Genomic DNA, 24880 nt, shown 5'->3' with positions numbered 1-24880 from the left:
GGCCGCGGAGGTGTTACTTGGCGGTGCGCTTGGGCCGGATCAACGCGAACTTCGTCATCATCGTGTTCATTCGCTTCAGTGCCCGCAGCGAGTTGTTGTAGTAATTGCCGCCCGCGCCGATGTTGGTGCGCGGGGCGACGACAACCTCCTGGCGGCAGAACTTGCGCAGACCGTCCGCGCCGCCGAAGCGAGCTCCGATGCCCGATGTCTTCCAGCCACCCATCGGCGCCGTGGTGCACATCAAGTTCGAGATCACGTCGTTGATGTTCACGGCCCCGCAATCCAATTCCACCGCAACGTCTTTCGCGCGGTCGATATCCTTCGAGAACACCGACGCGCTCAGGCCGTACGGGCTGTCGTTCGCCAGCCGCACCGCTTCGGCGACAGAGGCGACCTTCATGATGGGCAGCGTCGGGCCGAACGTCTCCTCCGTCATGCAGTCCATCGTGTGGTCGACGTCGACGAGCACCGTCGGCTCATAGAAACTGCCGGGGCCCGTCGCGCGCTTGCCGCCGGTGAGCACCTTGGCGCCCTTGGCGACGGCGTCGGCGACATGACGCTCGGTCACGGCGAGCTGGGAGTCGTCGATCAGGGCGCCGAAGTCGTGTCCCTCGCCCGCGCCCATCTTCAGGTTCTTGACGTCGCGCACGACGGCGGCGACGAACTGGTCGTAAACCGGTTCGAGCACGTACACCCGCTCGACGGACACACACGTCTGGCCGGCGTTGAAGAACGCACCCCAGACCGCAGCGTGCGCGGCCAGGTCGATGTCGGCGTCCTCGAGCACGACCATCGGGTCCTTGCCGCCGAGCTCGAGGCTCACCGGCGTGAGCCGACGCGCCGCACGCTCGGCGACCTTGGCGCCTGTCGCGGATGACCCGGTGAACTGGACGTAGTCGGCGTTGTCGACGACGGCCTCGACGGCCTCCCGCGCGCCCTGGACGATCGCCATGACCTCGGGCGCGCCCGAGTCCGCCCAGCCGCGCAACAACAGCTCAGCGGTGAGCGGGGTGCGCTCGGAAGGTTTGAGCAGGACCGCACAGCCCGCCGCCAGTGCGGCGATGCCGTCCATCAGGAGGTTGGCCACGGGATAGTTCCACGGTGCGACGATGGCGACGATCGGCCGCGGCCGGTAGTGGACCGTCACCTTCTTGATGTTCAGGAAGGGCAGCGACGCGGGCCGGGACTCAGGCGCCAGCGCCTTCTCCATCGTCTTGATGTAGTACGAGGCGATCATGATCAGCAATGGCACCTCTTGAGCGGCGTCGGTCGCCGACTTGCCGGTCTCCTTGATCAGCAGCTGCTCGATCTCGTCGCGGTGCTCGCCCATCCACACGGCGAAGCGGGCCATCACCTTGGCGCGGCCCTTGGGCCCGCGGGCCTCCCATTCGCGTTGCGCCCGGCGCAGGCCCGCAGCGATGCGGGGTACGTCGGCGGGGTCCGTCCACCGCACGGTTCCGGCGACAGCGCCGGTCGCGGGATTAAGGACAGTGCTGGCTTGCGATTCCGGGGGCAGATCAACATCTGGCGTCGCGGTCATGGCTCCATGCTAGCCACCGCGTGTGACGTAGATCGCACCGGGGTTGACACGTGTCAAGTCATGGTGAGCGACGAGCGCCGCTAGGCCCACGACGGAGGTGCCGAGCAGCAGCCCGCCGACAGTGTCGGTGAAGTAATGAAACGTCGAGCCCACGCCGACCATGGCGAGCGCCACGTAGGTGACCGCGGCCAGCATCGCCCACCGGGCACCACCTGCCACCAACACGAAGAGACCCAACACGATCGTCGTCGTCGTGATGTGCCCACTCGGGTACGCCAGGCCCTCCCCGATGTAGCGGCCGAACATCGGCTTGATGAACTGCACAAGCAGATACGTGAGCGGGGGACACACAGTGGCGGCCAGAGCCAGCCGCCAGCACCGCCGATACAGCGCCATGCCCACGACCGTGACGCCGAGGACGACAAGTGACAGCGGCATTGCGAGGTAGGACAGGTCTTGCGCGACACTGCGATTGAGCGTCTGGAACCAGTCGTCGACCGGGGTGGATCCCTTACCGACGGCGAGTCCGAGCACGATCATCGCGGTCACCCCGACCGGTGGCCACCACCGAATCGGACTCACACGATGCCGCGCACGTAGGCCGCCTGGCCCAGGTGCTGCGCACTGTCGTCGACGATGCTCACCAGCCGCACGCCCGCAGTCACCGGCGGGTCCCAGTGATCGTCGACGACGCGGTCCAGTTCCTCGGGCGTGACCGAGGCGATGTACTCGAGCGTCGCCTTGTGCACACCGTGGTAGTAGCCGGCCAGCAGGTCAGCTGATACGCGCACCTTGGCCACCTCGTCGGGGCCGTCGCCGTACCCCATCGCATCGCGCGGCAGGTCAAGATCGAAGCGGTCGACCCAGCCGTCGCGAAACCAGACCTGTTCGGTGCCCGCGATATCCGCCAGCTGAAGGTCGTGCTGACGGGCGCTGTGCCAGATCAGCCACGCGATGCTGTTGGCATTCGCGGTCGGGCGGAAGAACGCGACGTCATCCGTCAGACCGTCGGTGAGCCGTTCGACGTGCTCGATCAACCGGGTGAACGCGTCCCGCAGCAGCGCACGCACCGCGTCCGCATCAGAGCTAGCCATACCTTGACGGTACCCAGTTCAGCCCTGCGGCTGCGCCCCGTGGAAGACCGCCTCGATGTTGTTGCCGTCGGGGTCGCGCACGAATGCCCCGAAGTAGCCGGGGTGATATTCCGGCCATATCCGCGGCGCATGCAGGGATTCGGCGCCGGCCTCGATCGCGGCGTCGTAAAACGCCTGGACGGCGTCGGTGCCGGAGGCCTGAAATGCGAAGTGCACCTCACGGTTGGGCCCGGCCGCCTCGCCCGCATTCATGTCGGCGATCCAGAAATCGGGTTTGCCCTCGGTGCCGTAGCCGATGGCGACCTGATAGTCCATCTGGCGGGTGTATCCGAGCACTCCGAGGACCTTGTCGTAGAAGGCCTTCGACGCATCCCAGTTAGCACAGTTGATTCCGAAGTGGTCAATCACGGCCTCATCCTGGCATGGGGCATCGGCATAGTCGTACATTCACCTCATGGCCTATGACCTGATCATTCGGAACGGCACCATCGTCGACGGCCTCGGCGGTGAACCATTCGTCGGCGACGTCGCGGTCTCTGCCGGTGTGATTGCGGCCGTCGGCACCGTCGACGGCTCCGGCGCCAGGGAAGTCGACGCGACCGGACTGCTGGTCACCCCGGGGTTCGTCGATCTGCACACGCACTACGACGGTCAGGCCATCTGGAGCGACCGCATGATCCCGTCGTCGGCGCACGGCGTGACGACCGCCGTCATGGGCAATTGCGGAGTGGGTTTCGCACCGTGCCGCGCCGAGGACCACGACGTGCTCGTGGACGTGATGGCCGGCGTCGAAGACATCCCCGGTGTCGTGATGGTCGACGGGTTGCCGTGGACCTGGGAGACCTTCCCCGAATTCATGGACGCGCTCGAGGCGCGACACAGGGACATCGACGTGGCCGCCTTCCTTCCGCACTCCCCGCTACGGGTGTACGTGATGGGGCAACGCGGTGTCGACCGCGAACCCGCGACCGACGAAGACCTCTCCCTGATGCGCAAACTCGCGGCCGAAGCGGTGCGGGCCGGAGCACTGGGCTTTGCGTCGTCCCGCCTGACCTTGCACAAAACCATCAAGGGTCAGCCGATTCCGAGCTATGACGTGGACTACGCGGAGATCGAGGCGATTGCGCGTGGCATCGACGACGCCGGCGGTGGACTGCTGCAGTTCGTGCCCGACCTGATGGCGGGTGACTACCAAGCCTCCCTTGGCGCGGTGTTCGACGTCGCGGGTGCAGTCGGTCTGCCGGTGACGTTCACGCTGGCGATCGGCAACGCGGGACCGCCGATCCATCTCGACGCGCTGACGATGGTGGAGAAGGCCAACGCGAACGGAGGAGACGTCACGGGTCAGATCTTCCCGCGCCCAATCGGTCTGATCCTCGGCTTGGACCTGTCGGGTAACCCCTTCGTGATGTATCCGTCCTACCAGGAGATCGCCGGGCTGCCACTCGCGGAACGCGTCGCCGAGATGCGTAAACCCGAAGTGCGCGAACGCATCATGAACGACACGCCGAGCAGCGACGGGCATCCCCTGATGTTCGCCGCGCAGGCGTGGGACTACATGTTCCCGCTCGGCGATCCACCGAATTACGAACCGGCTGCCTCGGATTCGATCGGCGCCCGGGCGCGGGCGCGCGGCGTGAATCCGTTGGAGGAGGCTTACGACCGTCTCCTCGACGACGACGGACACGCCATGCTGCTGGTGACCCTCGCCAATTTCCGCGATAACTCCTTGGACACCGTCGCCGAACTGATCCAGCGCGACGACGTCGTACTCGGCCTCGGCGACGGCGGTGCGCATTACGGAATGATCTGCGACGCAAGCTTTCCCACGTATCTACTGACGCACTGGGTGCGCGACCGTGAGTCTGGACGGCTGTCGATCACGCAGGTGATCAAAGAGCTCACGTCTGTGCCTGCCCGGATCGGCGGACTGAACGACCGCGGCCGCCTCGCCGTCGGGTACAAGGCTGACATCAACATCATCGACGCCGACGCGTTACGTCTGCACCGACCCACCGTCAAGTCCGACTTGCCCGCCGGTGGGCGACGTCTGGACCAAACGGCCGACGGCTACGTGATGACGATGGTGTCCGGCGAGGTCATCTCCGAGAACGGCGAACCCACTGCGGCCCGTCCCGGCAAGCTGATCCGTGGTCGCCAGGCCGCACCGCTCAGCGGGTGACGACGACCTTGCCTGTCATCCGCCCGGTCTCGACATCGCGGTGCGCCTCACGAAGGCCGGCGGCGGTGAATCCCTCGATGGTCTTGGTGACGGTGGTGCGAAGCGTGCCGTCGTCGACGAGGGCCGCGGTGTCGGCCAGCAACCGCTGCTGCTCGATCATGTCGGGTGTCTCGAACATCGAGCGGGTGAACATCAGCTCCCAGTGCCACGCGATGCTCTTCTCCTTCAACTCGAGAAGGTCCAGACCGGGCGGTTCATCGATCGCGGTGATGTGGCCGAACGGTTTGACGATCGCGGCGTAGTCGGAGATGTTGCCCTTCGAGTGCGGCGAGAAGAGATAGTCGACACCGTCGGGCGCCACGGCCAGTGCCTCATCGCGCAGTCGGTGGTGGTTGATGACGGCATCGGCGCCCATCTTCTCGGCCCATCGACGCGACTCCTCACGGCTGGCCGTCGCAATCACCCGGACGCTGGTCAGCGCCTTGGCCAACTGGATCATGATCGAGCCGACGCCGCCCGCCGCGGCCAGTACCAGCAGGTCGCCCGTGGAGTCCTTCGTCAAACCAAAGCGGTCGAACAGCGTCTCCCACGCGGTGATCGTCGTCAGCGGCAGTGCGGCCGCATCGGCGAACGACAGCGACGTCGGCTTGTGCGAGACGACGCGCTCGTCGACCGCCTGGAACTCGGCGTTGCTGCCCGGCCGGGTGAGGTCGCCTGCGTACCAGACTTCGTCACCGACGTGCAACGTTTCCACTTGCGGCCCAACGGCTTCCACGATCCCGGTGGCGTCGTATCCCAGAATCACGGGATCCGACGACGGCTGCAGACCGGCGCGCACCTTGACGTCGGCGGGGTTGACCGAAACCGCGAGGACACGGACCAGCACGTCGCGAGAACGGAGCTCGGGTACGTCGACAGTGACGTCCTGCAGGGATTCGTCGTCATCGACCGACTTCGTGGCGAAAGCCCCGATCGCTGTCATCGTCGTCATGTTTTCGCTCAACGCCCCGACGTGATGGAAATCTTCCCGAGGGCTCGTATTGTCGGCTCTATGAGCGTCAAGGTCGATCTGGACAAACTCGCCGATGCCCTGGCGGACTTCTCGTTCGGATACCTGATCACCGTCGGCGACGACTACCGTGCGCACACCGTCGCCGTCGAGCCGGTGCTCACCGAGGGCGTGTTCGAGGTGGGCCAGATGGGATCGGGCACGCGCCGCAATGCAGATGAGCATCCCGACGTGACCGTCATCTGGCCACCGGCCGACCCCGGCGGATACACGTTGATCGTCGACGGCCGCGCCGTGGTGACCGACGACCGTGTCACGGTCACGCCCACCAAGGCGATCCTGCACCGCAGAGCCACGTCCGAGTCCGCGGCGACGAGCCCCGACGGCCTGCACGACTGCCTGCCGCTCAAGGAGTAGACACAAGCCCCGAGTTATCCACAGCTTGGGAAGGTCCCCTTTCGACCGCCGCAGTTGTGGGATGCGATGAAGCCGTGGCGGAAATCGACCGCATCCTCGCAGCACATGGTGGAGTCGTGTCCGCGGCTCAGTTGCGGACGGCGGGGTGGTCGCAATCGCACATCAGGAAGCTGCCTTCGCAGGGTTGGCGAGTGGTGCGTCGGGGTTGGTACGCCGTTCCGTCCGCCAACCCTCAGGTCGCCTAGGCCGCGTCTGGGCTCCCGATTCCCGACTGCACATCCGGTACTCGACGCGAGCGCGCCAGTCGCGCCAGGGAGTTCGCTCCTGCCATCCGTATCGCCGGGATCCACCCGTCGTCGGTGCGGTCGACGCGATGGACGTTGCCGTCGCGTCCGCGGCCAACTGCTTGGGAGCGGAGGGGCTGGTTGTCGTCCTGGATTCGATGCTGCACAAACGGATGATCGACATGGCCGACGCGAAATCGATTGTGGCAGCGTCGCGTTTTGCACACCTGAACCTTGCGCAGCGATGCGATCCCCGAAGCGAGTCTGGTACGGAGACCATGATCAGGTTGCGACTGCGGGCTGAGGGGATCCAGCTGCGGACCCAAGTGGTGATCCCGGAAGTGGGTCGCGTCGACTTTCTCGTGGGCAATCGCCTCATCATCGAAGCCGACAGCCGTGAACATCATCTGGCGAAGTACCAAGTGGATCGGACGAGGGACAGGGTCGCGACAGGTCTGGGGTATCTGGTGATTCGGCTGACGTATGAGGATGTTGTCGACGGCTGGGGCGTCGTGATCGAGGACATTCGAGCGGTGATTCGCAGGAGAGGACATCGAAGGCCGATCACAACGTCAGCTTGAGAGCGTCTCCATGGATATATACGCGCGACGGCGCTGTCAGCGTGACATTAAGTCAGCGACACACCAAAAAGCCCCGACTCGCGAAGCGAGCCGGGGCTTTTTGGTTGGACAGACTTAGAAGTCCATGCCGCCCATGCCACCGGTCGGGTCGCCCGCAGGTGCGGCCGCCTTCTCCGGCTTGTCGGCGACAACGGCCTCGGTGGTCAGGAACAGCGCCGCGATGGACGCCGCGTTCTGCAGCGCCGAACGCGTCACCTTGACCGGGTCGGCCACGCCGGCCTTGAGCAGGTCCTCGTACTCGCCGGTGGCGGCATTCAAGCCGGTGCCGGCGGGCGAGTTGGTGACCTTCTCGGCGACAACGCCGGGCTCGAGCCCACCGTTGAAGGCGATCTGCTTCAGCGGAGCCGACAGCGCCACGCGGACGATGTTGGCGCCAGTGGCCTCGTCGCCCGTGAGACCGAGGTCGTCGAGCGCCGGAGCCGACTGCAGCAGCGCCACGCCGCCACCGGCGACGATGCCCTCTTCGACGGCGGCCTTCGCGTTGCGAACGGCGTCCTCGATGCGGTGCTTGCGCTCCTTGAGCTCCACCTCGGTGGCAGCGCCGGCCTTGATGACCGCAACACCGCCGGCCAGCTTGGCCAGGCGTTCCTGCAGCTTCTCGCGGTCGTAGTCGGAGTCGCTGTTCTCGATCTCGGCGCGGATCTGGGCCACGCGGCCCGCGATCGCGTCGGAATCGCCGGCACCCTCGATGACCGTGGTCTCGTCCTTGGTCACGACGACCTTGCGGGCCTGACCGAGCAGCGCGACGTCAGCGGTCTCCAGCGAGAGGCCGACCTCCTCGCTGATGACCTGGCCACCGGTGAGGATCGCGATGTCCTGCAGCATGGCCTTGCGGCGGTCGCCGAAGCCCGGGGCCTTGACGGCGACGGACTTGAAGGTGCCACGGATCTTGTTGACCACCAGGGTGGAAAGGGCCTCGCCCTCGACATCCTCGGCGATGATCAGCAGCGGCTTGCCGGACTGGATGACCTTCTCCAGCAGCGGCAGCAGATCCTTGACCGTCGACACCTTCGACGACACGAGCAGGATGTAGGGATCCTCGAGGACCGCTTCCTGACGCTCGGCGTCGGTGACGAAGTAACCCGAGATGTAGCCCTTGTCGAAGCGCATGCCCTCGGTGAGCTCCAGCTGCAGGCCGAAGGTGTTGGACTCCTCGACGGTGATGACACCCTCGTTGCCGACCTTGTCCATGGCCTCGGCGATCAGCTCACCGATCTGGACGTCACCGGCGGAGATGGCGGCGGTGGCAGCGATCTGCTCCTTGGTCTCGACCTCCTTGGCCGACTTCAGCAGCGTCTCGGTGATCTTCTCGACGGCCTTCTCGATGCCGCGCTTCAGGCCGAGCGGGTTGGCGCCTGCGGCCACGTTGCGCAGACCCTCGCGAACGAGTGCCTGAGCCAGGACGGTGGCGGTGGTGGTGCCGTCGCCCGCGACATCGTCGGTCTTCTTGGCGACCTCTTTGACCAGCTCAGCGCCGATCTTCTCGTACGGGTCCTCCAGCTCGATCTCCTTGGCGATGGAAACCCCATCGTTGGTGATCGTGGGGGCGCCCCACTTCTTCTCCAGTACGACGTTGCGACCCTTGGGGCCCAACGTCACCTTTACGGCGTCGGCGAGGCTGTTCAGGCCCCGCTCGAGGCCACGACGGGCCTCTTCGTCATACGCAATTGTCTTGGCCATTGCGAAGTGATTCCTCCGGATTGGGGATGCACGTCTTGCGGTCGGGCGCAGTGCCCGCGACGGACGGCTGGGGATGTGCTCCGCGTGTGCGGCCCCGGCCTCACCGTCCCGACCTAGCACTCACCGGTCGCGAGTGCCAACTGCATTTTTAGCACTCAACCATGGCGAGTGCAAGATCGTTCACCGCGGGCGAAGGCCGTCCAGGACGACGTCGGTCAGCCGCTTCGCCGCCTCGTCGTCGTAGGTTTGCATGGCCTGCAGCCCGACCATGACCGCTTTGACGTCCGGTGCCGAAACATCACGGCGCACCGCACCCGCCTCCTGGGCGGCACGCAGCAGGTCGCCGAGCATGGCGTAGAACTCGCGTTCCGCCTCTGGCATCGCCTTCTCCACGTCGATACCGACGCCCGCGAGCGCCTCGCTGAGACCACGATCGGTCGCCCCCCACTTCAACACCATCGACCGCAGGAATTCGAACAGCGCAGTCGCGGGATCGCCGGCCGTCAGCAGATTGCGGCCTTCGCCGATGATGCCCCGGATCCTGTCCTCCACGACGGCCCGGAACAGGTCCTCCTTGGTCGGAAAGTGTCGGTACACGGTGCCCGCCCCGACGCCCGCCCGCCGGGCGATCTCGTCGATGGGCACCGAGAGCCCCTCGCCCGCGAAGGTCTCGTAGGCAACCTCGAGCACCCGGGCGCGGTTGCGGGCGGCGTCCGCACGCAACGGTCGGGCGGTCTCCGTCAACTTGTCCCCTCGGGAATGGATTAAGCGGGGCGCCCGTTCCGTATAGTTGTGATCAACCGGGGCGTACGCTCCGCTTAACACTCTACCGAGGAGACCCCATGTCCAACTGGAATACCGCCGATATCCCCGACCAGACCGGCCGCACGGCGGTGATCACGGGCGCCAACACCGGCCTGGGATACGAGACCGCCGCGGCGCTCGCCGCCAAAGGCGCGCACGTCGTCCTGGCCGTACGCAATCTCGAGAAGGGCAAGGCCGCGGCGCGCCGCATCGAGCAGGCCACGGCGGGCGCCCGGGTCGAGATCCAGGAACTCGACTTGACCTCGCTGGCGTCCGTTCGCGCCGCGGCCGACGAACTCAAGTCCAAACACGACGGCATCGACCTGCTGATCAACAACGCAGGCGTGATGTTCACCCCGAAGACGACCACCAAGGACGGCTTCGAATTACAGTTCGGCACAAACCATCTGGGCCACTTCGCCTTCACCGGCCTGCTCCTCGACCGGGTGCTCGCGGTGCCGGGCTCCCGCGTGGTGACGGTCAGCAGCACTGGTCATCGCCTCATCGAGGCCATCCGCTTCGACGATCTGCAGTGGGAACGCTCCTACAACCGATTCCGCGCCTACGGGCAGTCCAAGCTGGCGAACCTGCTGTTCACCTACGAATTGCAGCGGCGACTGCAGGGCACCAACACGATCGCAGCAGCGGCGCATCCCGGCGGGTCGAACACCGAGCTGATGCGCAATCTGCCTCGGCTGGTGCAGCCGTTGACAGCACTGGCCCGTCCGCTCTTCCAAGGCGCGGATATGGGTGCGCTGCCCACGCTGCGGGCGGCAACCGATCCGGATGTGCTTGGCGGGCAGTACTTCGGCCCCGACGGATTCGCCGAACAGCGCGGGTACGCCACGCTCGTGTCATCCAATCGCGCCTCGCACGACGCGGACGCGCAGCGCCGGCTCTGGACCGTCTCCGAGGAACTGACGAAGGTCGTCTTCCCCGTCTAGCCGAATGTGGCAGGCTGGCAAGCGATGTCATTCTGGGATCCGCGAAACGTGCCACCGTATCCGCCGGCCCGCTACACGAAGGACAAGCCGGAGGTCAGTGCCCGGTTGAGGCTGGGTACTGATCCGCCGGACTACGAGTCGTTCGGCCTCGTGAAGTATCACTATCTGGCCAACCAAGAGTCCACCGACGGCGATTACGGGCTGTACCGCGTCGATATCGCCCCCCACGGCGGCGGGCCGGGTCCGCACTTTCACCGCACCATGTCGGAGGCCTTCTTCGTCCTCTCGGGGACCGTGAGGCTCTACGATGGCAACGACTGGCTCGACGGCCAACCGAACGACTTTCTCTACGTGCCGCCGGGCGGCATCCACGGCTTCCGCAATGAGGCCGACGCGCCCGTCTCGCTGCTGATGCTGTTTGCTCCCGGCGCACCCAGAGAGGCCTACTTCGAGGGCTTCGCTCACTTGGCCGACCTGTCCGACGAGGAGCGCGTCGAGTGGTTCATCAAGAACGACAACCACTCCGTCGAATGACACGCGGTTGCCGACACGCCGAAACGTGCGTAGGCGTAATCCGTTCCGTTAGGCTGCAGTCCGATCGCGTTCCGATCAGACTAAGGAGCTTTGGGTGCGGGCTTATGCAGCGCCCGACACCCAGGCTTTGCGGGGCTGGCAGCGTCGGGCATTGGTGCGATATCTCACCGCAGCGCCGCGTGATTTCCTGGCCGTCGCCACCCCGGGAGCGGGCAAGACAGCGTTTGCCCTGCGGATCGCCGGCGAACTTCTTTCCGAGCGCGTCGTCGACCAGATCACCGTCGTCGTGCCGACCGAGCACCTCAAAATTCAGTGGGCGATGGCGGCCGCCGGTGTCGGCATCGCGCTCGACCCGAAGTTCTCCAACTCCTCGGCGCAGACGTCGTCGGAGTACCACGGTGTCGTCGTCACCTACGCCCAGGTTGCCAAGCATCCGTCGCGCCATCGCGTACGGACCGAGAACCACCGCACACTCGTCATATTCGACGAGATCCACCACGGCGGTGACGCGAAGAGTTGGGGTGAGGCAATCCGCGAGGCGTTCGGCGACGCCACGCGACGGCTGTCGCTGACCGGCACGCCGTTCCGCAGCGACGACAGCCCGATCCCTTTCATCAACTACGAGCGCGGCGCCGACGGCCTGTTGCGCTCGCAGGCCGACCACACCTACGGCTACAGCGACGCGTTGGCTGACGGAGTGGTCCGGCCGGTGGTGTTCATGGCCTACTCGAGCGAGTCGCGATGGCGCGACAGCGCCGGCGAAGAGCACTCGGCGCGCCTCGGTGAGCCGCTCAACGCGGAGCAGACGGCACGGGCCTGGCGCACCGCACTGAACCCCGCCGGTGAGTGGATGCCCGCGGTGATCGCTGCCGCCGACAAACGCCTGCAGCAGAAGCGTCAGCACGTGCCCGACGCCGGCGGCATGATCATCGCCTCCGACCAAACGGCGGCGCGGGCTTACGCCGAACTCCTGACCCGGCTCACCGGTGAGGTGCCCACCGTCGTGCTGTCGGACGACAAGGGTTCCTCCGACCGCATCTCCGCCTTCGCACAGGGCACCAGCCGCTGGCTGGTCGCGGTGCGGATGGTGTCCGAGGGCGTGGACGTGCCGCGGCTGGCGGTCGGGGTCTATGCGACGAGCGCGTCCACGCCACTGTTCTTCGCGCAGGTGATCGGACGGTTCGTCCGGTCACGTCGGCCCGGCGAGACAGCCAGCGTCTTCCTTCCCTCGGTGCCCAACCTCTTGCTTCTCGCCAGCGAGATGGAGGCGCAGCGCAACCACGTGCTCGGCAAGCCGCACCGCGAATCGGATGGCCTCGACGACGATCTGGTCGCGGACGCCGAGAAGCAGAAGGACGAGTCGACCGACCTGGACAACGGCTTCGAGATGCTCGGCGCCGACGCCGAGCTCGATCAGGTGATCTTCGACGGGTCCTCATTCGGCACGGCGACGCCGGCGGGCAGTGAGGAGGAGGCCGACTTTCTCGGTATCCCCGGCCTGCTCGACGCCGAACAGATGCGCGATCTATTGCGGCGCAGGCAGGATGAGCAGCTCGACCGCCGGAGCCGGGCCGCCGGCGACATCGAATCAAGCACTGCGTCTCCGATGAATTTCCGCCCCTCGAAGCACGGCCAGTTGCGCGAGCTTCGGCGCGAACTCAACGCCTTGGTTTCGATCGCGCACCACCGCACCGGGAAGCCGCACGGATGGATCCACAATGAGTTGCGCAGAATCTGTGGCGGCCCGCCGATCGCGGCGGCGACCACCGACCATCTGCTCGCCCGTATCGAGGCGGTCCGCACTCTCTGACTAGCGAGGCGACAGCTCGAAGCGGAAATCGCTTTCGCCGATGCGTACATGGCACCCGTCACTGAGCGGGGCGCTGCCGCGAATCCGCTTGTGGTCCAGCTCGACACCGTTGGCCGAGCGCGCATCGATGAGCACGAAACTGGTACCGGTGTCGATGATCACGGCGTGGTGGCGACTGACCCTCGGATCGTTGAGCGCGATGTCGTTGTCGGATCGCCGGCCGATCCTGGTGGCCACCCCCTTCACCGGATAGCACTCACCGGTGGCCGCCCGCAGTTGGGCGCGCTCCTTGCCGGTGTTGATCGCCGTCCGGTTCGCGAGGCTGATGAACGTGCCCGCGAGCGTGGTGTCGGGCGGGGGTTTGACGTCCATCGGCTCCTGTCGCAGGATTCGCTCGTGCAGATCGCGCAGCGCCCGGCTCGGGTCGATTCCTAGCTCGTCGGCCAGCACGGTCTTCAGCCGCTGATACGCGTCGAGGGCATCCGACTGTCGCGCCGAGACGTAGTACGCGATCATCAGCTGCTCCCACGCCGGCTCGCGGAAGGGATGCTCGGCGACAAGCCGTTCCAGCTCCCCGGTGATCAGCTTCGCGCGCCCGCACGCGATCTCGGATTCGGCGAGGGCGATGTGGGTGGCGATCTTCTCGTCGGTCATGGCCGTGGCGAAGACCGAGACGAAGTCGAAAGCACGCAGGTCCTCGAGCACGTCACCGCGCCACTGGGCCAACGCGTTCGAGTAATGACTGCTCGCCTTGTCGAACCGGCCGGCCGTCGCGGCCTGGACGCCCGCGTTCCGCTCGCGGATGAACCGCCCCAGGTCGACGCTCAACTCATCGATGTTGAGCCGGTATCCCGGCGAAACCTTCTCGAGCATGCTTCGCCCGTCCACGCCGACCGATCCGAGCAGCCGACGCAGATTGGACACGTAGGCGTGCAGGCTCGCACGCGCTTCGGCTGGGGCATCTTCACCCCAGACGGCGTTGATCAGGGAATCCGCCGCGACCGGCCGATTGCGGTTCATCACCAGCGACGCCAGCACCGCTCGCTGCTTCGGCGTGCCGATCGGCACCACGGTGTCGTCGACCGTCATCTGCAACGGTCCGAGAAGACCAAACACTGGGCCTCTCTGCGGCATCGGCTGTCCTACCCATCAGCGTGAAGTGACGTCAGCTAACGATACGGCGCTCGGCCAGCCCGGCCAGGTTCTTCAGCGAGTTGTCCAGGTGGTCGACGTCGAACGGCGGGAACTCGATGTCGCGCATCTGCGGCGGCACCCCGGACCAGTCATAGGTCAGCGTCACTTGCGTCCGGTCAGGCCCCGCCGGTTCGAGATCGTAGCGCCAGATCCACCCGCCAAATGCGAGCTCGTTGCCGCCCATCAGATATCCGCGCTGGTCGGGGCCCTGCCCGGGCTGCCAGGCGATGGCCCGCGGCGGGTCGATAGCCTCGACCCGGTTGGCCATCTCGTAGTCCTTTTCGGGGTGGTTGTCGTGGTACATCGCCATCCGGAAAATCTGGCCTACGTCGGTCAGACGCTGGGGATCGAGGGCGTCGCGCACCCATCCGGTGCCGTCGATCGCCGGGTGTGTCGACGGGTCGGCCAGCACGTCGAAGACCACTTCGGCGGGCGCATTTACGGTCGTCACGGCATTCACGTGTTCATCGGTCATACCGGTACCGACCGCCACGGCCGGCAAAACTCACCGTCAGAACACACCGCAGCCCGCGACACCGCAGACAAAGGACGTGACCCACAGGAACGGCCAGGCGATGACCATCACCACCAGCGCTGCGATGTCGGAGAAGATCGGGAAGGCACCAGTGAGCGCTTGCTGCAGCTGACCCATCAGCTCGATGTGAAAAATCGTGTAGCCGACGCCGATCACGATGTACATCAACGCGATCCACAACGCGAGCTCCAGGAATGTGTTGATCCCGCGATCGAACAGCATCCGTTCAACACGCACCCAGATCCGCTGCTCCGACACCGCTACAGCCCCAGCAACCGCGGTAGGTCCGCGACCGAGTCGATGACGTGGTTGGGTTGCATCGCGAACTCATCGGCCGCCCACCGATCGAGCGTGTCCTGACGAAACTTGCCGGTGCGCACCAACACTCCGGACATACCCACCACCTGTGCGGGCAGCACGTCGTTGTTGAGGTCGTCGCCGATCATGTACATCTCGTCGGGGTCGACGCCGAGTCGGCTTGCGGCGGCGAGGAATCCCTCCGGCGCAGGCTTTCCGACCGCGGTCGCCTTCCGACCGGACGTCTGCTCCATTCCGATCAGGTACATGCCGGTATCCACGCGCAAACCATCGGTCGTCGTCCACACCGTGCTGCGGTGCATCGCCACCACCGGCACCCCCTGTGCCATCCAGTCGTAGACCCACGACAGCGTCAGGTGGCTGTACTCCGGCCCCGCCCCGCCGAGAATTACCACGTCGGGGCGGTCCGGTGCGGTCGGTCCGCTGAAATCGCTCGAGTACTCGATGTCGATACCGGGCATGTCCTCGGCGATCTGTCCGCTGTTGACGAGGAAACATCGCGCATCGGGGAAGTTGTGGCGGACGTATTCGGCGGTCAGCACGGCGGCGGTGATCACCTCGTCGGCGCGCACCGCCATCCCGGCCTCGTTGAGCAATTCGGCGATTTGCGCCCGCGTTCTGGTGGTGGTGTTGGTCAGATACGAGCAGGCGACCTGATGGTCGGCTAGGGCCCGCAGCGTCTCCGCGGCACCGGCGATCGGCTTCCACGACGTCACCAGGACGCCGTCGATGTCGAACAACACCCCACCGATTGCCATTGCCCGACAGTAAACGGCAGGCGAATCGCCGCAACTCGGGGCTGGGACAATTCGTTCGACCGGTCTGCTAACAAGAGTTGGGAGGTACCCGAATGCCAACGGTACTTGTAACTGGTTTCGGTCCGTATGCCATGTCACCGGTGAACCCCGCGCAACTCACGGCCGAGGCGCTCGACGGCCAAGTGATCGCCGGCGCGAAAGTGGTATCGCGGATCGTGCCCGGCGCGTATTTCACGTCGATTTCCGCCACCGTGCAGTTGGTTGAAGATGAGCAGCCTGAACTGCTGATCATGCTCGGCGAGTTCGGCGGGCGTTCGATGATCACCGTCGAACGATTGGCGCAGAACGTCAGTGATTGCGCACGATATGGAGTGGCCGACACCGCGGGGAAGGTGTTGGGAGGGGAACCGACCGCGCCCGAAGGACCGGTTGCCTACTGGGCGACGACGCCGAACCGCGCCATGGTGTTGGCGATGCGTCGGGCTGGCGTCCCCGCCGACTTGTCCGACGCCGCAGGCACATTTGTCTGTAACCACCTCATGTACGGAATGCTCCACCACATCGCGACCAACGCCTTAACCACCCGAGCCGGCTGGATCCATTTGCCGTTTCTGCCGGAGGTCGCCGCGCTCGATCAGAACCTGGGCGCCCCGAGTATGTCGGTTGAAACGATGACGACCGGTCTGGCGGCCGCCATCGAAGCTGCGTTGACAGAGTCAGCCGACACTACCGAGCCATTCCCGTCGCGGCTGCAAATATAGCTGTCCTACAAGGTTGCGACGGTGCAACGGATCGTTACTCGTGATTCGCGAAATCGCCTCCCTGATTGTGTTATTCAGCAGACTTGCCGCACGTTTTCGGGGGACGATAGCTGATATGCCATACATCGACGCGAAGCCGTTCCCATTCGAATTCGGAATCGATCACACGGCGTTGGTCTGCATCGACATGCAGCGGGATTTCTGCGAACCGGGCGGATTTGCCGACTCGCTCGGCAACAACATCGAGAACATCGCGCCCTGCATCCCTGTCATCGCCAAGCTTCAGGCAGCCTTCCGCAAAGCCGGGCTACCGATCATCCATACCAAGGAATGCCACAAGCCGGACATGTCCGATGTTCCTCTGGCCAAACGCAATCGTGGCAATCCAAAGACAAGGATCGGCGATCAGGGACCGATGGGGCGGATTTTGATCGACGGTGAGCCGGGATCGGATTTCGTCGCCGAGAACGCGCCGATCGAAGGCGAGTTGGTCATCGCCAAGCCCGGAAAAGACACCCTTTACCGGACCAATTTCTACGAATACCTCACGACTCGACTGATCACCCATCTGTTCATCACCGGTGTGACGACCGATGTCTGCGTGCAGACCACCATGCGCTGTGCCAATGATCGCGGCTTCGACTGCGTGTTGGTCGAGGACGGCACCGAAAGCTATTTCCCCGAATTCAAAGAGGTGACGCTGCGGGCGCTCGTCGCCCAGGGCGGCATAGTCGGGTGGACGTGCAAGTCCGAACAGGTAGTGGACTGCCTCTCGGCCCTGTGAGTCGCAGAGGTGGACGGACGACACCGAAGCGGCCGGTGAAGCGACCGGTCGACTACCTCTTCGCACCGTGCGAGCCCGGTGAAACCGTTCGCTACTACCGGTTGGTGCTGAGGGGTTGCTCGCAGCTCTGCTTTCAGAGCAATGAACTCACCGGCCTGTTCTTCCTCGCCGCCGTCCTGGTCGTCTCACCGATCGCCGCGGCATACTTTTTGGTCGCGGCGGTCATGGCGCCGGGCGGACGCATGTTGCTGGGCCAACGGGGTGCGGTGCTGGCCACCGGGCTGCCCGGTCTCAATCCGTGCCTGATCGCGCTGTCTCTGCCCGCGTTTTTTCGCACCGGCTGGACGAACGTAGGTATGTGGATCGTGCTCGTCGCCTGCGTCGCGATCACGGTGCTGTTGGTACGGCTGCTCGTCGCCGTTGTTCCGTTCCCGATCCTGGCATTGCCTTTCGTACTGACGTTTTGGGTCGTCTATGCGCTGGCGCCGCATCTCGGCGTGCTGCAGCCCAGCTCGATCGACGTGTCGGTGGCCACCACCCTTCATCCCCTCACCGCAGTGCTGTCCAGCCTGGGGCAAACGTTGTTTTCGCCGAGTGTGTGGTCGGGGCTGCTGTTTCTTGCCGGACTCCTGGTCAGCAACTGGCGACACGCGGTGATCGCCGTTGTCGGTGCCCTCATCGGCACCGTGGTGTCGTACTACTACCACCAGGGCGATCCGGAGAGCGTGAACCTGGGACTTTACGGATTCAACGGCGTGTTGACCGCTGTCGCGGTGTACGCGCTGTGCGACAGCAAACTAAGACTGGCCATTCTGGGCGCGCTGCTTGCCACGATCACGATGCCGGCGTTCACCAACCTCGGCCTCCAGGCAGTGTCCGCACCCTTCGTATTCGCCACCTGGCTGGTGCTCGCACTGGGCTGGGTCGACAGGAGCTGGCTCGCCCCATCCGATTCCCAAGAATGAAAAAGGAGGGCCGCATGCTCTCACCAACCGATTCCATCGTCTTCTCGAACCTGCTCGAGAAGGCCGTGACACTGCGCAACAGCGACGAATGGGACGAGTTCCGGCCAGGTGTGACCGCGCACTGGCTGTACCACGAAGACGGCGACGGACCGTCGGCGGTCCTGCTCCGTTATCAGCCCGGCGCCCGGGTGACAGAGCATGAGCACGTCGGCTATGAGCACATGTTCGTCCTCGATGGTGACCAGTTCGACGAACACGGCAGTTATCCCGCGGGTAGCTTCGTCGTCAATCCACCCGGCACGTGCCACTCGCCGGGCAGCGTGGGTGGATGTGTGGCGCTGCTCATCTACGAGAGGGCAGTTCGGTTCATCGATGAACCATAGGTTGCCCGGCAACATCAGCCCACTTGCTGCCCGCGACCCAGGGCGACGCCTGTCCTGCGATCGTCCATGCGAGCCCGGCCGGTACGTCGATCACCTGATAGTGCTTGACGCCTGCCGCGGTGGCCGCGATCAGCGTGGCGACACCGGCCCGGCGCTGCATGAAGGTTTGGCGCACCGTCCATCCGATGATGCCGGGCGCCGCGATGCAGTCACGCCTGCGCTGCAGGCTCCCCGTCCGCGCGACCAACCACCCGTCGATCACCAGATGCCCCAGCGACCGCGACCGGTCGAGGGCGAGCAACGCGCAGCACACGGTGAGCGCCGCCCATGTCATCCATACCCACACCGGCACCAGCACCGGCACGACCACCAGGGCGACAGCGATGATCGCCGGACACGCCAGCGCACGGGTCCACCGCCTGCGTGTCGCCGCAGGCCCGTGGCGGCGCAGCGTGCCGGTGACCGCGTCGGGTCGCGCGATCAAATCGGCCAGGACCGTTTGCGCGATCGACTTCGGGCACGGCGGCAACAGCATCGACGCTTCGCCCGCGCCGCCGACGCCCGTCATCACCGCGTCGAGCCGGGCACCGCCGAACAACCTGACCAGCAGGGGTTCCCGCAGCGTTCCGCCCCGTAGCCTGCGCATGTCGAACGTGTGCTCCCGCACCCGCAGCAGCCCGTGCTTGAGGTGCAGAACGTCGCCATCGCGGCGTAGGTCGAGGTTCGCGTAGCTCAGCAGGGACTGCAAGACCGACAGCACGACGGACGCGACGAGCACCACGACCGCCCCGGCGGTGATGGCGGCCGCCACGCCGAAGCGGTCGGCGATCGCCGCGCCCGACTGCTCGATCCGCGAATCCCGCAGCGCCGCAGCTGCTCCCACCTGATATGCGATTCCGACGGCGGCCGCGATCATCGCCAGGCCGGTGAAGCTCAGCGGGCTGTAGCGTAGCCACGACGGGTGCCAACGCGCGAGCACCCTGCCAGGGGTCACCCTATGGTCCTCATCGGCTGCCAACGATCCGGCCAGCAGCACGGCGCGCAGCCTCGGCGCTTCCGCGACTGCGACCGCGTCGAGCGCGAAAGCACTGTCTCCCATCGCCTCCTGCCCGGTGCTGACCCGCACCACGGTCAGGCCGAGCAACCGATGCAGCAATCTGGCGTCGGTGGATACCGAACGAATCCTGTTGCGCGGCAACGAAAGAACTTTGCGCTGCAGAATCCCCTTCCGCAGCTGCACCTCACCGGGGCCGATGCGGTAGCTCGTGGTGAACCAGCGGGCGAGCCCGACACCCACCGTGACCACCAGAACCGCGACCGCATACATCGGATTGCCGGTGGCAGAGCCCAGCACGACCGTCCCGATGATCACCGGGATCTGGCGCAGCACCTCGTGAACGGGATGCACCAGCAGCATGCGGGCACTCAGCCGACTCCACTCGGCGCCGGTCGGGAAATTCACGTCGCGTCCTCGGCCCCGATCGCCGCGATGTCGGTGAGTTGGGCGACGACGCGGTCCGCGACATCGACATCAAGGGCCACGATGCGCACCGCACCGGCCGACGACGCCGTCGTCACCGTCACGTTCGCGAGCCCGAACAACCGATCCAGGGGGCCGCGTTCGGTGTCGACGGTCTGCACCCGCGATATCGGCGCGATGCGGCGCTCCTGCACAAGCCATCCCGAGCGCGTGTACACCGCGTCGGGGGTGACGTCCCAGCGATGAACTCGGAAGCGCCACAACGGAACCACCACAACGAACAGGAGCACGCAAATAGCCGTGGTCACCGCGGCGACTGCATGCACCCACCACGCGCTGGGGTCGACGACGAACCACACCAGCTGGGCGAGTGCCAACAAGGCCCACGGAATGAGCGCACCGAGCGCCCACACCAGCGGCGCCTTACGACTCGGCGCATTCGCGGGATCCCTCATGCTCAACACGTTCACGGGGTCACGCTTTTTTCGAGACTCAGGCACTGGCGTACCCCGAACAGCCGAAGCACTCGTAACGTCCGCCCCGGAACCACCTCCTCGACATCGGCGGTCGCCACGACGGCGGGCCGTTCGACCGGGATGCGCTCGCCACCGGACACGACGGTGGCGGAACCGGCGGCCAGCACATTGCGCAGCCAGTCGGTGCGCGCGCCGTAGGGCAGCGCGATCAGAAGCCGGGTTGTGGTCTCGATGATGTCGACCGGTGTCTCATACGTCGTGCCCGAACGACGTCCGACGTGCTCGATGACCGACGTCTGTGTTCCCGCGCTCCCCGCCGTCCGCATCACCCGCGGATTCGTCAAGGAGCGGTTCATCCGTCGCACCGTGTTCACCACCGGGGAGACCTGCCAGCGCATGCCGGCCACCAGCAGCCCCACCAACACCAAGACCGCACCGAACAGCGTGCCGATGATCACCGCAACCACTCGCATAGAACGAAAGTAACCGGCGACGCAAGACAGCAGGGCTTCAGTATGTTGATCGCATGAGCGCCAAATGGACCGCGGCAGACATCCCCGATCAATCCGGTCGCGTCGCGATCGTCACCGGCGCGAACAGCGGACTCGGATATGACACCGCGGCCCTCCTCGCCGGCAAGGGTGCGCATGTCGTCATGGCGGTGCGCAACCTCGACAAGGGCAACGAGGCCCTGCAGCGCATCCAGGGCACACACCCCAATGCCCAGGTCACCCTGCAGGAACTCGACCTGTCGTCGCTGGACAACACCCGCAAGGCCGCCGAGGAAATGCGGTCGGCTTATCCGCGCATCGACCTGCTCATCAACAACGCGGGCGTGATGTACGTGCCGTCCCGCGAAGCCACCAGCGATGGCTTCGAAATGCAATTCGGCACCAACCACCTCGGCCACTTCGCGCTCACCGGCCTGTTGCTCGACAACCTGATCGGAGTCGACGGTTCTCGCGTGGTGACGGTCAGCAGCGTCGGTCACCGGATCATGGCGAAGATCCGTTTCGACGACCTGAACTGGGAGCGCAGTTACAACCGCGTCAAGGCCTACGGTCAGTCCAAGCTCGCCAACCTGATGTTCACCTACGAGTTGCAGCGTCGGCTCGCGGCCAAGGGCGCCCCAACCGTCGCGCTCGCCGCGCACCCTGGCTTCTCCGACACCGAACTCATGCGGCACCTGCCGGGCTTCATCCCGGATTCGCTGTGGAAGGTCGTGGCCCAACCCGCTGAGATGGGCGCGTTGCCGACCCTTCGCGCCGCCACCGATCCGGGCGCACAGGGCGGCCAGTATTACGGCCCTGACGGCATCGGCGAGGCGAAGGGAAACCCCAAAGTGGTTGCCTCGAGCGCACAATCACACGACGAGGCGATCCAGCGTCGGTTGTGGACGGTGTCCGAGGAACTGACCGGCGTGATTTTCGGAGTCTGATGCGGTCCGTCGAGGAGCATCAGCGTGTCGTCGCCGGTCTGATCCGCCGCCGGACGCCGATCACCGTCGCGCTCGCCGACTCGCTGGGGCTGGTTCTGGCCGATGACGTGGTGGCGCCGCTGTCGCTGCCCGGTTTCGACAACTCCGCAATGGACGGCTATGCCGTTGTGGCCGAGGACATCTCGACCGCCACGGCGGAACGGCCCGTGCTGCTGCCGGTCGCCGAGGACATTCCGGCCGGCCGCACCGACCCGCTCACCCTCACATCGGGGACCGCACACCGGATCATGACCGGCGCACCGCTGCCACAGGGCGCTACCGCTGTGGTGCCGGTCGAGGCCACCAACGCCGCGACCGACACCGTCGAGATCCGCGCGAGTGCCAAACCCGGCCAACACATTCGACGTGCGGGCGAGGACGTCACCTCGGGCACCACCGTGCTGCGGGCAGGGCAGGTCATCACCCCCGCGGCGGTGGGGCTGGCCGCGGCGCTCGGATTGGGTGAGCTGACGGTCATTCCAAGGCAGCGGGTGCTGGTGATGTCGACCGGATCCGAACTCGTACCGCCCGGCACGCCACTGCAGCCTGGACAGATCTACGAATCCAACGCGGTGATGCTGGCCGCGGCGTTGCGCGAGGCCGGGGCCGAGGTGGTCGCGTCACCGACGACCGGAGACGACGTCGCCGCGTTTCGCGACGCGCTGACCCGTCACATGCGCGACGCCGACCTCATCATCACGACGGGCGGGGTGAGCGCCGGCGCCTATGAGGTCGTCAAGGACGCGCTCGGAGCCGGAGGGTCGGCGACATCGGGCCTGGCCGGCGGGGTGGAGTTCGTCAAGGTCGCGATGCAGCCCGGCATGCCACAGGGCTCTGGCGTCGTGGACGGCACGCCGATCATCACGCTGCCGGGCAACCCGGTCAGCGCGCTGGTGTCTTTCGAGGTGTTCCTGCGCGCTCCGGTGCGAAGTGCGATGGGGCTGCCCCATCCCGATCGGCCGCGGCGTACCGCCGTCCTGACCGAGGACCTCACGTCACCGCGGGGGAAGCGGCAATTCCGCCGCGGAGTGTTCGATTCGGCAGCGGGCACGGTCACCAGTTACGGACCGCCCGCGTCACACCACCTGCGCTGGCTCGCGTCGGCGAACTGTCTGTTGGAGATCGATGAGGAAATCGGCGAACTCGCCGGTGGATCCACTGTTCACATCTGGGACCTGGCATAGCTCCATTGGCGGCACGTCGCGCCCGTAGAATCGGCCCACGATGGCCAGACGCCCCGACATTCAATCCGGCCCGGCACGGTTCGCCGCGCTGGTGCGCTCCTCCATACCTCCGATGCACCCGGCGGGCCTACCGTTCGTCGGCGCGAGCCTCGCGGTCGCCGCGCTCGGGTACCGCAGCCGCTGGCTGCGGCGCGCAGGACTCACGTCCGCCGCGGCCAACGCGGCGTTCTTCCGGCACCCGCCGCGGGTGCCACCAACCCGCCCCGGCCTTGTCGTAGCGCCCGCAGACGGGCTGATCTGCCTCATTCAGGAGGCGGTGCCCCCCGCCGAACTCGGCCTGCCCTCAACGCCATTACCGCGGGTCAGCATCTTCTTGTCGATCTTGGACGCCCACGTGCAGCGCGCCCCCATAGGCGGTGAGGTGGTCGCGGTCTCCCACCGGCCAGGGAAGTTTCATTCGGCCGAACTCGAGGCCGCCAGCGAACTCAACGAACGAAACAGCGTCGTCATCCGCAGCCCAGAAGGTGCGCAGGTGGTCGCCGTGCAGATCGCCGGCCTGGTGGCCCGCCGCATCGTGTGTGACACGAAGGTGGGCGACAAACTCGCGATGGGCGACACCTATGGCCTGATCAGATTCGGATCTCGGCTCGACACCTACCTGCCCGCCGGCTCCAACGTCCTGGTCTCCCTCGGCCAGCGCGCCCTCGGCGGTGAAACGATATTGGCCGAGTTGCCAGAGCCTCCCGCGTCTGATGTCGCGGCCGGAGCCGCTACGTGATCAAACCCCGCGTCAAGACGCCGGTCATCAGCCTGCGCATCCTGCCCAGCGCCATGACCGTGACAGCCATCTGCCTGGGCTTGAGTTCGGTGAAGTTCGCACTCGACGGCAGACCGACAGAGTCGATGGCCTTCCTGGCCGTCGCGGCGATACTCGACGCGCTCGACGGCCGCATGGCCCGGATCCTCAAGGCCACATCCCGAATGGGTGAGGAGATCGACTCGCTCGCCGATGCGGTGAATTTCGGTGTCGCACCGGCATTCATCGTCTATGCGACGCTGCTCTCACAGTCGCGCATCGGGTGGATTGTTGTGCTGCTGTATGCGGTGTGCATCGTGTTGCGGTTGGCCCGATTCAACGCGATGCTCGACGTAGCCAAGCCCGCCTACGAGAACAAGTACTTCGTCGGTATGCCCGCACCCGCGGGCGCGATCGGCGCGATCGGTCCGCTGGCGGCGAAGATGCAATTCGGTGAAGGATGGTGGACATCTGAACCCGCGGTGGTGATTTGGATAATCGGCGTCTCGCTGCTGGCGGTCAGCTCACTGCCCATGCGCAAGATCCATACCTTCTCGGTGTCGTCGAACATGGTCCCGCTGCTGCTCGCGCTACTGGCCATCGGCGTCGCCGCGTCGATCCTGTTCCCCTACCTGGTGATCCTGGCAATCATCTTCAGTTACGTCATCCACATCCCGTTCGCGATCCGGACGCGGCGCTTCCTGGCCGCGCATCCGGAGGTGTGGGGGGACAAGCCTCGACAACAACGTCAGGCACGGCGGGCGATTCGTCGCGCGCAGCCGCACCGGCGATCGGTGATGCGACTCGGATTGCGCAGGCCGGGCTCCTGA

Annotated in this window: 28 protein-coding genes; 14 read left to right on the top strand and 14 right to left on the bottom strand. The window is 65.8% G+C overall.

Translation table 11 applies throughout. From position 1 onward, the window contains the following. Positions 1-13: 13 nt before the first annotated feature. From G6N36_RS24265 to G6N36_RS24250, 4 genes are read right to left on the bottom strand one after another with little or no spacing between them, the layout of a single operon-like run. A complete protein-coding gene (locus G6N36_RS24265) occupies positions 14-1540 on the bottom strand; it encodes an aldehyde dehydrogenase family protein (RefSeq protein ID WP_163689317.1) in 1527 nt (508 codons plus the stop codon). Between the two features lie 9 nt (positions 1541-1549). After that, a complete protein-coding gene (locus G6N36_RS24260; RefSeq protein ID WP_179964859.1) occupies positions 1550-2122 on the bottom strand; it encodes a phosphatase PAP2 family protein in 573 nt (190 codons plus the stop codon). After that, positions 2119-2634: a mycothiol transferase gene (locus G6N36_RS24255; protein ID WP_163689316.1), complete on the bottom strand. Its 516-nt coding sequence runs from the start codon at positions 2632-2634 to the stop codon at positions 2119-2121. The genes G6N36_RS24260 and G6N36_RS24255 overlap by 4 nt, the downstream gene beginning before the upstream one ends. Positions 2635-2652: 18 nt before the next feature. Continuing rightward, the gene (locus tag G6N36_RS24250; RefSeq protein ID WP_163689315.1) at positions 2653-3042 is read right to left on the bottom strand and encodes a VOC family protein; all 390 of its coding nucleotides are present in this window, start codon (positions 3040-3042) and stop codon (positions 2653-2655) included. A gap of 46 nt (positions 3043-3088) precedes the next feature. Here G6N36_RS24250 and G6N36_RS24245 point away from each other — a divergent pair, with 46 nt between their 5' ends. Beyond that, on the top strand, positions 3089-4816 hold the full coding sequence (locus G6N36_RS24245; protein WP_163689314.1) for an N-acyl-D-amino-acid deacylase family protein: 1728 nt from the start codon (positions 3089-3091) through the stop codon (positions 4814-4816). Here G6N36_RS24245 and G6N36_RS24240 read toward each other — a convergent pair. Beyond that, the gene (locus G6N36_RS24240; protein WP_163689313.1) at positions 4806-5807 is read right to left on the bottom strand and encodes a zinc-binding alcohol dehydrogenase family protein; all 1002 of its coding nucleotides are present in this window, start codon (positions 5805-5807) and stop codon (positions 4806-4808) included. The genes G6N36_RS24245 and G6N36_RS24240 overlap by 11 nt on opposite strands. Positions 5808-5867: 60 nt before the next feature. Between G6N36_RS24240 and G6N36_RS24235 the strand changes: the two genes are divergently transcribed. Next, positions 5868-6242, top strand: a complete 375-nt coding sequence (locus tag G6N36_RS24235) for a pyridoxamine 5'-phosphate oxidase family protein (RefSeq protein WP_163689312.1) — start codon at positions 5868-5870, stop codon at positions 6240-6242. 373 nt (positions 6243-6615) lie between these two features. Continuing rightward, positions 6616-7107, top strand: coding sequence for an endonuclease domain-containing protein (locus G6N36_RS29970; protein ID WP_235690154.1), 492 nt, complete (start codon positions 6616-6618; stop codon positions 7105-7107). 114 nt (positions 7108-7221) lie between these two features. Here G6N36_RS29970 and groL read toward each other — a convergent pair whose 3' ends face one another. After that, the gene (groL, locus tag G6N36_RS24225; RefSeq protein WP_083124148.1) at positions 7222-8847 is read right to left on the bottom strand and encodes a chaperonin GroEL; all 1626 of its coding nucleotides are present in this window, start codon (positions 8845-8847) and stop codon (positions 7222-7224) included. 180 nt (positions 8848-9027) lie between these two features. Continuing rightward, the gene (locus G6N36_RS24220) at positions 9028-9591 is read right to left on the bottom strand and encodes a TetR/AcrR family transcriptional regulator (protein ID WP_163689311.1); all 564 of its coding nucleotides are present in this window, start codon (positions 9589-9591) and stop codon (positions 9028-9030) included. Between the two features lie 98 nt (positions 9592-9689). Between G6N36_RS24220 and G6N36_RS24215 the strand changes: the two genes are divergently transcribed. From G6N36_RS24215 to G6N36_RS24205, 3 genes are all read left to right on the top strand, one after another. Continuing rightward, positions 9690-10595, top strand: coding sequence for an SDR family NAD(P)-dependent oxidoreductase (locus G6N36_RS24215; protein ID WP_163689310.1), 906 nt, complete (start codon positions 9690-9692; stop codon positions 10593-10595). 24 nt (positions 10596-10619) lie between these two features. Then, positions 10620-11129, top strand: a complete 510-nt coding sequence (locus tag G6N36_RS24210) for a cupin domain-containing protein (RefSeq protein ID WP_163689309.1) — start codon at positions 10620-10622, stop codon at positions 11127-11129. A 94-nt stretch (positions 11130-11223) separates the two neighbouring features. Then, positions 11224-12939 carry a DEAD/DEAH box helicase gene (locus G6N36_RS24205; RefSeq protein WP_163689308.1) on the top strand — a complete coding sequence of 572 codons (1716 nt, stop codon included), beginning with the start codon at positions 11224-11226 and terminating at the stop codon, positions 12937-12939. Here G6N36_RS24205 and G6N36_RS24200 read toward each other — a convergent pair whose 3' ends face one another. From G6N36_RS24200 to G6N36_RS24185, 4 genes are read right to left on the bottom strand one after another with little or no spacing between them, the layout of a single operon-like run. Then, positions 12940-14073, bottom strand: a complete 1134-nt coding sequence (locus G6N36_RS24200; RefSeq protein ID WP_163689307.1) for a BTAD domain-containing putative transcriptional regulator — start codon at positions 14071-14073, stop codon at positions 12940-12942. It lies immediately after the preceding gene. Positions 14074-14104: 31 nt separating this feature from the next. Beyond that, a complete protein-coding gene (locus G6N36_RS24195; RefSeq protein WP_163689306.1) occupies positions 14105-14608 on the bottom strand; it encodes an SRPBCC family protein in 504 nt (167 codons plus the stop codon). Between the two features lie 36 nt (positions 14609-14644). Beyond that, positions 14645-14926, bottom strand: a complete 282-nt coding sequence (locus G6N36_RS24190; RefSeq protein WP_235690153.1) for an addiction module protein — start codon at positions 14924-14926, stop codon at positions 14645-14647. 2 nt (positions 14927-14928) lie between these two features. Further along, a complete protein-coding gene (locus tag G6N36_RS24185) occupies positions 14929-15744 on the bottom strand; it encodes an HAD-IIA family hydrolase (RefSeq protein WP_163689305.1) in 816 nt (271 codons plus the stop codon). A gap of 92 nt (positions 15745-15836) precedes the next feature. On the opposite strand from G6N36_RS24185, the gene pcp reads away from it, so the two are divergent. The 4 genes from pcp to G6N36_RS29965 all read left to right on the top strand — a co-directional run bounded on the left by pcp (position 15837) and on the right by G6N36_RS29965 (position 18637). After that, positions 15837-16505, top strand: coding sequence for a pyroglutamyl-peptidase I (gene pcp, locus G6N36_RS24180; protein WP_163689304.1), 669 nt, complete (start codon positions 15837-15839; stop codon positions 16503-16505). A 115-nt stretch (positions 16506-16620) separates the two neighbouring features. Further along, the gene (locus tag G6N36_RS24175; RefSeq protein ID WP_163690868.1) at positions 16621-17289 is read left to right on the top strand and encodes a cysteine hydrolase family protein; all 669 of its coding nucleotides are present in this window, start codon (positions 16621-16623) and stop codon (positions 17287-17289) included. A 35-nt stretch (positions 17290-17324) separates the two neighbouring features. Beyond that, entirely contained in the window at positions 17325-18254 is a 930-nt protein-coding gene (locus G6N36_RS24170) for an urea transporter (RefSeq protein WP_235690152.1), read from the top strand. Between the two features lie 14 nt (positions 18255-18268). After that, complete coding sequence (locus G6N36_RS29965) at positions 18269-18637, top strand: cupin domain-containing protein (RefSeq protein ID WP_235690151.1); 369 nt, start codon at positions 18269-18271, stop codon at positions 18635-18637. Here the strand turns inward: G6N36_RS29965 and G6N36_RS24165 are convergent. The 3 genes from G6N36_RS24165 to G6N36_RS24155 are packed head-to-tail and all read right to left on the bottom strand — an operon-like array spanning position 18621 to position 21066. After that, on the bottom strand, positions 18621-20054 hold the full coding sequence (locus tag G6N36_RS24165; protein WP_163690867.1) for a PH domain-containing protein: 1434 nt from the start codon (positions 20052-20054) through the stop codon (positions 18621-18623). The two genes, G6N36_RS29965 and G6N36_RS24165, sit on opposite strands and share 17 nt — an antisense overlap. Positions 20055-20095: 41 nt before the next feature. Next, entirely contained in the window at positions 20096-20572 is a 477-nt protein-coding gene (locus tag G6N36_RS24160; RefSeq protein WP_179964858.1) for a PH domain-containing protein, read from the bottom strand. 11 nt (positions 20573-20583) lie between these two features. Next, positions 20584-21066, bottom strand: a complete 483-nt coding sequence (locus G6N36_RS24155; protein WP_163689303.1) for a nitroreductase family deazaflavin-dependent oxidoreductase — start codon at positions 21064-21066, stop codon at positions 20584-20586. A gap of 53 nt (positions 21067-21119) precedes the next feature. Between G6N36_RS24155 and G6N36_RS24150 the strand changes: the two genes are divergently transcribed. From G6N36_RS24150 to G6N36_RS24135, 4 genes are read left to right on the top strand one after another with little or no spacing between them, the layout of a single operon-like run. Beyond that, entirely contained in the window at positions 21120-22031 is a 912-nt protein-coding gene (locus G6N36_RS24150) for an SDR family NAD(P)-dependent oxidoreductase (protein ID WP_163689302.1), read from the top strand. Further along, positions 22031-23254: a molybdopterin molybdotransferase MoeA gene (moeA, locus tag G6N36_RS24145; RefSeq protein WP_163689301.1), complete on the top strand. Its 1224-nt coding sequence runs from the start codon at positions 22031-22033 to the stop codon at positions 23252-23254. The genes G6N36_RS24150 and moeA overlap by 1 nt, the downstream gene beginning before the upstream one ends. A gap of 40 nt (positions 23255-23294) precedes the next feature. Further along, positions 23295-24032, top strand: a complete 738-nt coding sequence (locus G6N36_RS24140; protein ID WP_163689300.1) for a phosphatidylserine decarboxylase — start codon at positions 23295-23297, stop codon at positions 24030-24032. Then, the gene (locus G6N36_RS24135; RefSeq protein ID WP_179964857.1) at positions 24029-24880 is read left to right on the top strand and encodes a CDP-alcohol phosphatidyltransferase family protein; all 852 of its coding nucleotides are present in this window, start codon (positions 24029-24031) and stop codon (positions 24878-24880) included. Before G6N36_RS24140 ends, G6N36_RS24135 begins: the two co-directional genes overlap by 4 nt.

This window comes from Mycolicibacterium gadium (assembly GCF_010728925.1).
GTDB classification, from domain to species: Bacteria; Actinomycetota; Actinomycetes; order Mycobacteriales; family Mycobacteriaceae; genus Mycobacterium; species Mycobacterium gadium.
This window is presented reverse-complemented; position numbering and strand designations above follow the sequence as displayed.

Coding starts and splice junctions, on each gene's coding strand:
- G6N36_RS24265 (WP_163689317.1), bottom strand. CDS start 1,540: ATGACCGCGACGCCAGATGTTGATCTGCCCCCGGAATCGCAAGCCAGC.
- G6N36_RS24255 (WP_163689316.1), bottom strand. CDS start 2,634: ATGGCTAGCTCTGATGCGGACGCGGTGCGTGCGCTGCTGCGGGACGCG.
- G6N36_RS24245 (WP_163689314.1), top strand. CDS start 3,089: ATGGCCTATGACCTGATCATTCGGAACGGCACCATCGTCGACGGCCTC.
- G6N36_RS24240 (WP_163689313.1), bottom strand. CDS start 5,807: ATGACGACGATGACAGCGATCGGGGCTTTCGCCACGAAGTCGGTCGAT.
- G6N36_RS24235 (WP_163689312.1), top strand. CDS start 5,868: ATGAGCGTCAAGGTCGATCTGGACAAACTCGCCGATGCCCTGGCGGAC.
- G6N36_RS29970 (WP_235690154.1), top strand. CDS start 6,616: ATGGACGTTGCCGTCGCGTCCGCGGCCAACTGCTTGGGAGCGGAGGGG.
- groL (WP_083124148.1), bottom strand. CDS start 8,847: ATGGCCAAGACAATTGCGTATGACGAAGAGGCCCGTCGTGGCCTCGAG.
- G6N36_RS24215 (WP_163689310.1), top strand. CDS start 9,690: ATGTCCAACTGGAATACCGCCGATATCCCCGACCAGACCGGCCGCACG.
- G6N36_RS24210 (WP_163689309.1), top strand. CDS start 10,620: ATGTCATTCTGGGATCCGCGAAACGTGCCACCGTATCCGCCGGCCCGC.
- G6N36_RS24200 (WP_163689307.1), bottom strand. CDS start 14,073: ATGCCGCAGAGAGGCCCAGTGTTTGGTCTTCTCGGACCGTTGCAGATG.
- G6N36_RS24195 (WP_163689306.1), bottom strand. CDS start 14,608: ATGACCGATGAACACGTGAATGCCGTGACGACCGTAAATGCGCCCGCC.
- G6N36_RS24185 (WP_163689305.1), bottom strand. CDS start 15,744: ATGGCAATCGGTGGGGTGTTGTTCGACATCGACGGCGTCCTGGTGACG.
- pcp (WP_163689304.1), top strand. CDS start 15,837: ATGCCAACGGTACTTGTAACTGGTTTCGGTCCGTATGCCATGTCACCG.
- G6N36_RS24175 (WP_163690868.1), top strand. CDS start 16,621: ATGCCATACATCGACGCGAAGCCGTTCCCATTCGAATTCGGAATCGAT.
- G6N36_RS29965 (WP_235690151.1), top strand. CDS start 18,269: ATGCTCTCACCAACCGATTCCATCGTCTTCTCGAACCTGCTCGAGAAG.
- G6N36_RS24165 (WP_163690867.1), bottom strand. CDS start 20,054: ATGCTGCTGGTGCATCCCGTTCACGAGGTGCTGCGCCAGATCCCGGTG.
- G6N36_RS24160 (WP_179964858.1), bottom strand. CDS start 20,572: ATGAGGGATCCCGCGAATGCGCCGAGTCGTAAGGCGCCGCTGGTGTGG.
- G6N36_RS24155 (WP_163689303.1), bottom strand. CDS start 21,066: ATGCGAGTGGTTGCGGTGATCATCGGCACGCTGTTCGGTGCGGTCTTG.
- G6N36_RS24150 (WP_163689302.1), top strand. CDS start 21,120: ATGAGCGCCAAATGGACCGCGGCAGACATCCCCGATCAATCCGGTCGC.
- moeA (WP_163689301.1), top strand. CDS start 22,031: ATGCGGTCCGTCGAGGAGCATCAGCGTGTCGTCGCCGGTCTGATCCGC.
- G6N36_RS24140 (WP_163689300.1), top strand. CDS start 23,295: ATGGCCAGACGCCCCGACATTCAATCCGGCCCGGCACGGTTCGCCGCG.